General features: G+C 74.9%; 2 protein-coding genes. Both read left to right on the top strand.

Annotated features, from left to right (window positions below; genetic code table 11):
* Nucleotides 1–945, top strand: coding sequence for an electron transfer flavoprotein subunit alpha/FixB family protein (locus ACFU7Y_RS42675; protein WP_380771840.1), 945 nt, complete (start codon nucleotides 1–3; stop codon nucleotides 943–945).
* Between the two features lie 231 nt (nucleotides 946–1176).
* Nucleotides 1177–2598 (top strand): acyl-CoA synthetase, encoded by a 1422-nt coding sequence (locus ACFU7Y_RS42670; protein ID WP_380771838.1) that lies wholly within the window; start codon nucleotides 1177–1179, stop codon nucleotides 2596–2598.
* Nucleotides 2599–2787 lie beyond the last annotated feature (189 nt).

Genomic DNA, 2787 nt, shown 5'->3' with positions numbered 1-2787 from the left:
CTGGTGGACCACGCCGACGGTGCGGTCCGCAAGCCGGCCCTGGAGCTGCTGACCCTGGCCCGCCGCATCGGCGAGCCGTCCGCCGTCGTCCTCGGCGCCGGTGGCGCCGCGGCCGACATCGCCGCGAAGGCCGGCGAGTACGGTGCGGCGAAGGTGTACGTCGCCGACGGCGCCGAGTTCGCCGACCAGTTGGTCGTCCCCAAGGTGGACGCCCTGGCCCAGATCGCCAAGGCCAACGACGTCGCCGCCGTGCTGGTGACGTCCTCCGGTGAGGGCAAGGAGGTCGCCGCGCGCGTCGCACTGCGCCTCGGCTCCGGCATCATCACCGACGCCGTCGACCTGGAGGCCGGCGACGGCGGTCCGGTCGCCACCCAGTCGGTGTTCGCCGCGTCCTTCCAGGTGAAGTCCAAGGTCACCAAGGGCGCGCCGGTCATCACCGTCAAGCCGAACTCCGTCGCCCCCGAGGCCGCCCCGGCCGCGGGCGCCGTCGAGAACGTCGCCGTCGAGTTCACCGGCAACGCCGCCAAGGTCACCTCGCGCACCCCGCGCGTCTCCTCCGGCCGCCCCGAGCTGACCGAGGCCGCGATCGTGGTCTCCGGCGGCCGTGGTGTCGGTGCCGCCGAGGGCTTCGGCGTGGTCGAGGAGCTCGCGGACGCGCTGGGCGCGGCCGTCGGCGCCTCGCGCGCCGCCGTGGACGCCGGCTGGTACCCGCACAGCAGCCAGGTCGGCCAGACCGGCAAGCAGGTCTCCCCGCAGCTCTACATCGCGGCGGGCATCTCCGGTGCGATCCAGCACCGGGCCGGCATGCAGACCTCGAAGACCATCGTGGCCGTCAACAAGGACCCCGAGGCCCCGATCTTCGAGCTGGTCGACTACGGCGTGGTCGGCGACCTCTTCGAGGTGCTGCCGCAGCTCACCGCCGAGGTGAAGGCCCGCAAGGCCTGATCCCGCGGGAAGGTTCGGAGGGCGTGGCGCCGGGTGCTCGGTGCCGCGCCCTCCGCCGTTCCCGGTCGTCCGCCGCCCTGTTCGGCCGTGACCCGTCGTCCCCGGAGCACGGTGGGCTGGGCGGCGGCCCGTAGAGTCGGCGCCGGCGCGTGACGCGGAGGCAGGCGCGCGAGGTGAACGCGCGGCGCACGGGCGCGGCGCGGTGGCGTGGGACGAGGCGAGGACGGTGGCATGGCACTGCTGACGGCACTTGAGGGCGGTTTCGGCGACGCGGCGGACGCGCTGCGGATCGACGGTCGGGCGCTCTCCCGGGAGGACCTGCTGGGCGCGGCGACCGCCGTCGCCGACCGGGTGGCCGGCGCCCCGGCGCTCGCGGTGCTCGCCCGGCCCACCGTCGAGACCGTCACCGCCGTGGTCGGCGGCCTGCTGGCGGGCGTCCCGGTGGTGCCGCTGCCGCCCGACTCGGGCCCCAAGGAGCGCGAGCACATCCTGCGGGACTCGGGCGCGGCGCTGCTCGCGCACGCCGTCGGGGAGGCGTCGCCGCAGGACACCTCGGTGGCGGGGCTGCCGGTCGACCCCGCGCAGCGCTCCGCCACCACCCACGCCGAGCCGGCCGCGGCGTCGATCGGCTTCGTGCTCTACACCTCCGGCACCACCGGTGCGCCCAAGGGCGTGGTGATCCGGCGCGAGGCGATCGCCGCCGACCTGGACGCCCTTGCCGCCGCCTGGCAGTGGACTGCCGAGGACACCCTCGTGCACGGCCTGCCACTGTTCCACGTGCACGGGCTGCTGCTCGGCGTGCTCGGCGCCCTGCGCACCGGCAGCGGGCTGGTGCACACCGGGCGCCCCACCCCGGAGGGCTATGCGGCGGCGGGCGGCAGCCTGTACTTCGGCGTGCCCACCGTCTGGTCCCGGCTGGCGGCGGACCCGGAGTCGGCGGCCCGGCTCGCCCCGGCCCGGCTGCTGGTCTCCGGCAGCGCGCCGCTGCCCGTCCCGGTGTTCGAGAGGCTGGCGGCGCTCACCGGGCACACCCCGATCGAGCGGTACGGGATGACGGAGTCGCTGATCACCGTCAGCACCCGGGCGGACGGCGAGCGGCGCCCCGGCAGCGTCGGATTGCCGGTGGACGGGGTCCGCACCCGGCTGGTCGGGGAGGACGGCGCGCCGGTGCCCAGCGACGGGGAGAGCGTCGGCGAACTCCAGGTCTCCGGCCCGACGCTGTTCAGCGGCTACCTCAACCGGCCGGACGCGGACGCCGAGGCGTGGACGGCGGACGGTTGGTTCCGCACCGGCGACGTCGCGGTGATCGGGGCGGACGGCTTCCACCGGATCGTCGGCCGTGCCTCGGTGGACCTCATCAAGAGCGGCGGCTACCGGATCGGCGCGGGCGAGGTGGAGGCCGCGCTGCGCGACCACCCGGCGGTCGCCGACGCGGCGGTGGTCGGCGTGCCTGACGAGGACCTCGGACAGGCGATCGTCGCGTACGTCGTTCCGGACGGCGCCGTGACGGGAGATCAGTTGACGTCCTTCGTGGCGGAGCGGCTCTCGGTGCACAAGCGGCCGCGCCGGGTCGTCCTGGTGCCCGAACTGCCCAGGAACGCCTTGGGAAAGGTGCTGAAGAAGCAGCTGCTGGCGGAGGCCGGCGGCCGCTGATGAGGGGGCGTCGGATGCTCCCGAGGTGACGGGTTATCACCCTGATGCACCGTCGGTGTCCGCCGCCCGGGACCTTCCTTTGGCGCACTCCACTGCGCGAAGTGAGCGGATGCGTGCTTAACGTGACACGCAGGCAGAACCGAATCCCCGCTCGGCATGCCGTGGCTTCCGGCCGCAGGACCGGAAACC

It is taken from the genome of Kitasatospora sp. NPDC057542 (genome assembly GCF_042801945.1).
Classification (GTDB): Bacteria; Actinomycetota; Actinomycetes; order Streptomycetales; family Streptomycetaceae; genus Kitasatospora.
This window is presented reverse-complemented; position numbering and strand designations above follow the sequence as displayed.